The organism is Clostridium psychrophilum (assembly GCF_018861705.1).
Taxonomy (GTDB): domain Bacteria; phylum Bacillota; class Clostridia; order Clostridiales; family Clostridiaceae; genus Clostridium_AD; species Clostridium_AD psychrophilum.
The window spans coordinates 1-5,771 of record NZ_JAHLEC010000152.1 but is presented as its reverse complement, the minus strand read 5'-3'; the positions used below and the strand labels follow the sequence as shown (position 1 = coordinate 5,771).

Annotated in this window: 5 protein-coding genes and 1 pseudogene; 3 read left to right on the top strand and 3 right to left on the bottom strand. The window is 27.2% G+C overall.

Annotated features, from left to right (window positions below; translation table 11 throughout):
• Positions 1-194: 194 nt before the first annotated feature.
• The gene (locus KPL38_RS17830) at positions 195-422 is read left to right on the top strand and encodes a single-stranded DNA-binding protein (protein WP_216290483.1); all 228 of its coding nucleotides are present in this window, start codon (positions 195-197) and stop codon (positions 420-422) included.
• A gap of 323 nt (positions 423-745) precedes the next feature.
• Here the strand turns inward: KPL38_RS17830 and KPL38_RS17825 are convergent, their stop codons facing one another.
• Positions 746-1,201 (bottom strand): hypothetical protein, encoded by a 456-nt coding sequence (locus tag KPL38_RS17825; RefSeq protein WP_216290482.1) that lies wholly within the window; start codon positions 1,199-1,201, stop codon positions 746-748.
• Between the two features lie 279 nt (positions 1,202-1,480).
• Here KPL38_RS17825 and KPL38_RS17820 point away from each other — a divergent pair, with 279 nt between their 5' ends.
• Positions 1,481-1,768: a hypothetical protein gene (locus KPL38_RS17820; protein WP_216290481.1), complete on the top strand. Its 288-nt coding sequence runs from the start codon at positions 1,481-1,483 to the stop codon at positions 1,766-1,768.
• 287 nt (positions 1,769-2,055) lie between these two features.
• Here the strand turns inward: KPL38_RS17820 and KPL38_RS17815 are convergent, their stop codons facing one another.
• Positions 2,056-2,901 (bottom strand): N-acetylmuramoyl-L-alanine amidase, encoded by an 846-nt coding sequence (locus KPL38_RS17815; protein WP_216290480.1) that lies wholly within the window; start codon positions 2,899-2,901, stop codon positions 2,056-2,058.
• Positions 2,902-3,282: 381 nt separating this feature from the next.
• Here KPL38_RS17815 and KPL38_RS17810 point away from each other — a divergent pair.
• Positions 3,283-3,426, top strand: a pseudogene (locus KPL38_RS17810) (sigma factor-like helix-turn-helix DNA-binding protein); the annotation flags it as partial.
• A gap of 669 nt (positions 3,427-4,095) precedes the next feature.
• Here KPL38_RS17810 and KPL38_RS17805 read toward each other — a convergent pair.
• Positions 4,096-5,103: a DUF3231 family protein gene (locus KPL38_RS17805; protein ID WP_216290479.1), complete on the bottom strand. Its 1,008-nt coding sequence runs from the start codon at positions 5,101-5,103 to the stop codon at positions 4,096-4,098.
• Positions 5,104-5,771: the final 668 nt, after the last annotated feature.

Sequence of the window (5,771 nt, the reverse complement as noted above, 5' to 3'; positions counted from 1 at the left end):
GAAATTTTCATATTAATTTACAATATTTTCAAGAGGCATAGCCTAAAATTTGAAATAGCTTAACTCCTACCGGAGAAAATATAGCTTTTTGTGGCTTAATCATAATATATTAAAATGAATTTTCACACTTTAAATAGTATTGTATACAATATTATTAGCAACACTGCCAGCAATAATATTAGGAGTGATTAATTTTGAATGAACTATTAAATATTGCTATTTCTAAATTAGATAGTATTAACTCTGGAGAAGTTTTTCTTATAAAGGACCTATTCTTGGGATATGAATGGAATCGATTGAGTACACAAGTACGTAATACCTTAGGAATTATATTTTTAAGCTACGTGCGTGAAGATCCTTCTTTAAAAATAACTATATTACCTAAATCTGCTTCTAATCATCAGAAATATAAAAAGCAATAAAATTGTAAATCAAGTATGCCTAATCATGATAAAATTATTTATATTAAAGTTCTTTATTTAAAAGAAAAAAGAGGCTAGTATAATTGCTAAAGCAATAAGGGAATAAGAGAATAAGAGAATAGATAAAAGAATAAATCATGCATAAAAGGGGTAGATTTTTTCAATTAGACTCCTTTTATGAAGTTAAAACAGTAGGTTATTGCATATATTAAAGCAACAATTATGGTATAGTCTAGTTATAGAGGTTTATTAAATGTCGTGAGTGAAAAATTGATTTCACGACATTTACTTGTTATAAACTAATAACTTTTCTAAATGAATTTTTACAATGCACTTTTTACCCTTTTGGCATGTTGTAAATATATTTGTTTCATTATAATTTTGTCAGCTTGAGACTGAGTTATGGTTCCATTAGCAACAAGATCTGTAAAAGGATTTATCTTATTGCTATGCATATGTATTTTACGTATTTGTTCAGTGTCAGTTTTAGTTTTTTCAAAATTAGATTTTTTTATAGGTTTATCTCTATTTATTACAGCCTTAATTTTATTTGCTTGCTTTTGAGTTATATTTTTACTAGTTACAATGTTTTTTAAGCTTGTTTCTAAGCCATATTGTTTTTTAGTGTTGATTTGTTTATATTCATTTATTAAAGGTACATTTCTATCAAAGTATAATGGTCTAGCAGTTACTGCAAAAGTTGTACTTACCGATGATAAAAGTATTCCTCCTGTTATTAATCCTGTTATTATTTTGGTCTTTATAAATATATATTTCATTTTAATATCTCCTTAGTCAGTTGTTTTTATATTTTTAATATAACCATTGCTAATGCCAGAGAAGTGTCAACATGGTGTTTAATTTGTGTATCTTTTGGAAGTATCTACATAAGTCTATTTTAATACTTTGTGTAATTCTTTTCAAGAAGATCAGTTTGATTCTACCCCAGGTATACAAGATAATTAATATTATGTTGAATGCCTTTAATTGTTTAAATCTAAACAATTTTTTATATGAAGCATAGTATAATTATGTAAACATATTTTTGGGGGTATTGTATGAAAGAAATAGAGGATTACACACCCACTGAATTGGCTACCTTAGCAACAATAATAGGAATTATAATTGCTTCTAAATATGATGTTGAACAACAAAATGTAGTAGCCAATTTTTTATTTAGTGTAGCTCAGAGTATCTTTATAATTGCAGCTCAGAATCAAAATCTCAAAGCAAAAGAAGAAACCCAAAATGTAGCTAATTTAGATGGTACCAATAAAAATTTACAAAAACAGATGGATGAACTTAAACATCAAATGAAAGATTTTATGGATAATAGTATTCATTAAAAACATATGGATAAAAATAAGTTAGAGCCAATATCCAAGACGTGGATACTCAAGTTTAATAGACTTTAATTATTCGTAACATTCATATATATCATAACAGGTACCCCCTATCTAATAATGCAGGGTTTACTATATTTAGATTATGTTAATAATCTGAAAGTAACACAATAATAATTGTGTTACTTTCAGATTGATGCGTCTCTTCCTGTTGGCGAGTTATATATAAATAAATTATTTTTATTTATTAGTATTCATTATATCCCACATTATCATAGTTATTTCTACGACTAACCAAACAGTTTGTTTAAAGTATTTGGACCAACAATGCCATCCACTATAAGGTTGTTTTTTGCTTGATATTTTTTAACAGCGGTAAGCGTAAGTGAACCAAAAATACCATCTGCGCTGGCGCTACCATTTAAGAATCCTAAAGTATTAAGTCTAGTTTGTAACCATTTAACTAAATTACTTCTTGCGCCTATTTTAAGAAACACTTTAGCTATAGCAGAGTTAGTCAAATCACCTCTAATCCCATCTACAACTAACTTATTTCCGTTTTTATCAGTAATACCTGATAAAGTAGAAGCAATTTGAAAAGAAGCCATTACAGAATTCACTGGTATTATCACACCAACAACTGCTTTAATTATTGCATTCGCTATTGAGTCAGCATTATACTTATTCATGTCTTTTACACTATCTAAAAAGGCACATTCTATAAGAATACAAGGCATATTAGTGTGATTTATAATATATAAATGTGATCCGTTTTTTACACCTCTATTCCTATATCCAAGTAAAGCTATTTCGTTACAAATTTTTTCAGCATTATTTTTAGCAATTAGAGATATAGCATAACATTCCACTCCTTCTCCACCACCCATATTAAAATGAATGCTTAAATGCAAATCAGAATTAGAATTATTTGCTTTATTACACCTATATTGCAATGATTGTCCCACATTTGAAAATACTTGTCCATAAGGTGTGCAATCTACTATTTTAGTAGCTGTACTTTGTAGTTTTTTAATTATTTTACCTACAACTTCTTTATTTAAAAGATCTTCCTTTCTAAGTCCAATTGCTCCTACATCTGGAATAGAATTATGACCAGCATCTATTGAAATTATCATATATAAAACTCTCCTTAATCTCAATTTTATTTTTATTAACTTTCTCAATATAATTTTAATAACACACTACATATAGCGACAATAACTATATATTCAAATTTTTTATATAGCTTTTTTCATTATCTAATTTATATATGTTGCTTATATCCATTTGGTTACCTATTTTATTTTACAAATCCTCTAATTATAAATTAATAAAAATAGTAATTAAAAACTAACGAAAACACCATTGAGCATATTTGGTACACTTTCCTCTAATGTGTCCTCACAAGTAACCCCATAGTTCAATGATATGGGATTACTTGCTTTAAATTCATATTAACATTCAATATTAAGATTTAACTCTCTATTGAACTTTTGGACGATATGTGTAAACAACCCCAAATGCGTTTTGGATTACTTGATGGTAATCTACGAACTCAAAGAGAAATTTCATCGATTCTAGGAATTTCTAGGTCATATGTTTCTAGAATTGAAAAAAAAGGATTAAAAAAGCTTAATGAAGACTTAAATAATAGTATATAGTTTTGAAAAAATCATATTAATAAAATGAGAAACATAATATTCCTCGTCAAGAAAATTATGTCTCTCATTTTATTTTGTATGTAATATTACGCTATTTATATTATATAATTTCTATTATGTGCTTATTAAGGAAATTTATACTATAATAAAGTGCCTTGTATCTATGATCATATAGGCTAGTTATAGATGTTTATGCTTAGCATAGCGTTAAGATTTAAAATGGTTGTTGTTTGTTGTAATGTCTTAATCTATATCAAAAGTTGATTTCAAATGATAAAAAACATTCATATTTCTATAAGTACCTTCGATATTTATCTAAATTTCCCATGAAATATTAATATCTATATGCTAATATATAGAATGTCAGGGGTTGGTTCCTTTGATACTATAGTTTATTTATTTGATAAAAAAATCCTGGTATGTAACCAGACTTTTTTTATTTTTAATCTTATATATAATGACATATTACTTTTATTTTTACAAAATAGTAATTTAAATAAAAGTTAAAATAATGCATAAAAGAGGTGTATTTTCTCAATTAGACTCCTTTTATGCAGCCAAAATAATGAATTAATGCATATATTAAAGTGAGAATGAGGGTATATGCTAGCTATAGAGGTTTACAAAATGTTGTGAAATTTTAATTTCACGACTTTTTATATGCTTTTTTTATTTTGTAAGCTGATTTCTATCTTCCATTTGAGGTGGTTCTTCCATCCATTTATGTTCAATCATTATTTTCCCACCTTTTTTTGCATACCCAAATATATCCTTTGCAATAAGTGTTAATTTGGTATGTAAATCACTTCTCATACTAAAAGATGTACCTAAGGCATTGTAACCTATTGCTGAGCTTGATATTAAACTAGTCGTATACATCATTAATTTATCTGTAAAGGGCGTCTTAGTTGATTCCGTAGTTTTACCAGCCCATGTACTTGGTGGTTGAACATCACTTTGTAATAGAATATCACCTAATTTAGAAATGATTTTTTTGGCTAGTTCTTTACCTTCTATGAAGTACTTTTTAACTTCTTTATCTATTGCAACTTGTGCAAACCCTGTCATCAACTGCATACCAAAAATGTTATCTTCAATAGCTTCATTAAGAAAACCAACCTCAATTGTATTTAATGAACGTTTATCAGAAAGAAGAGTATTTCCACTCATATAATTTTTAGCTTCAATAAATTCCACCTGTTTTGGCATAGTTACATATGGTGGTTTTGCAAGTACTCCTTTTCCTAATAAATATTTTGTTGTCATTACATAATATTTATGAGCTATATCGTAGTTAAGCTTTAATATATCTTGAACATCTTTCATATATGCCATAGCTGAAAATATAGCAGAATGACCATAATTCAATTTCATCATTTGGCGAAGAATCATTATGTTAAAAATGTCATCAAATAACGGAGGTACCTCCATTATAATATCTCGTTCATCAAAGCCTATTGGAATAACTGCTCTTTCATTATTAAATACATTTACAATTTTATTTTTTACACTTTGTGCTTCAGTAATATAACTTGTTATTATGTTTTTAGCTTCTTTGTCAATAGTTTTATCTTTCATAACCTCACACTTCATTAACGTTGCACATGCTGACTGATACGTCATCCATAAGGTACCTAGTTCTGATGAAGTTAATTGTATTTTTGCTTCAGTTGTCATTTAAACACTTCCTTCTTTAAATTATACTCATATTTAATTACTTTTAATATTTGCTTTATCTAATAACGCTATACAGTATTTTAAAATAAAAAATAAAAAACACTAACATAACTTAGTTTTTATTTAAAAATATATATTGAATTTTCATATTATAAACGGTAGAGCCTAGCATAATTGCTAAACTCTCGGGTATAGCCGACATACATGTAAAAATAAGCCACATCATGAATAATAATTCCTTTATGTGGATTTTAAGGTGGTTTATTGAAGATTAACGGTACATTTCACAAAGTATACCCTAATGACACTATCAAAATATGTTTCACTGTGGTTATAAAAAAGATATATGAAATGTTTCAAATATAAATAGACTTGATGCAACACCTATAAAACAATATATAGCCACATGTTGAATAATAATTCCAGCATGTGACTCATTTTTACTCGTATGTCGGCTGTACCCGTATATGACTTACTTTTATGACATTACCTGTTGATTTACACTTTATCTTATCCTAACATTTACAAATTAATTTATCCATTCAAATAACTAAACAGCACATTCATTTATCCAATCTACAAAATAATTTAACCAGACTTTACACTTTATATTAACCTAATATTAAAAACTAAAATCTATAAAATAATAGAGTAGCATAGCTACTCCA

Bases quoted from the DNA above. Each gene is read 5' to 3' on its own strand.
- KPL38_RS17825 (WP_216290482.1), bottom strand. From the start codon at position 1,201: ATGAAATATATATTTATAAAGACCAAAATAATAACAGGATTAATAACA.
- KPL38_RS17820 (WP_216290481.1), top strand. From the start codon at position 1,481: ATGAAAGAAATAGAGGATTACACACCCACTGAATTGGCTACCTTAGCA.
- KPL38_RS17815 (WP_216290480.1), bottom strand. From the start codon at position 2,901: ATGATAATTTCAATAGATGCTGGTCATAATTCTATTCCAGATGTAGGA.
- KPL38_RS17805 (WP_216290479.1), bottom strand. From the start codon at position 5,103: ATGACAACTGAAGCAAAAATACAATTAACTTCATCAGAACTAGGTACC.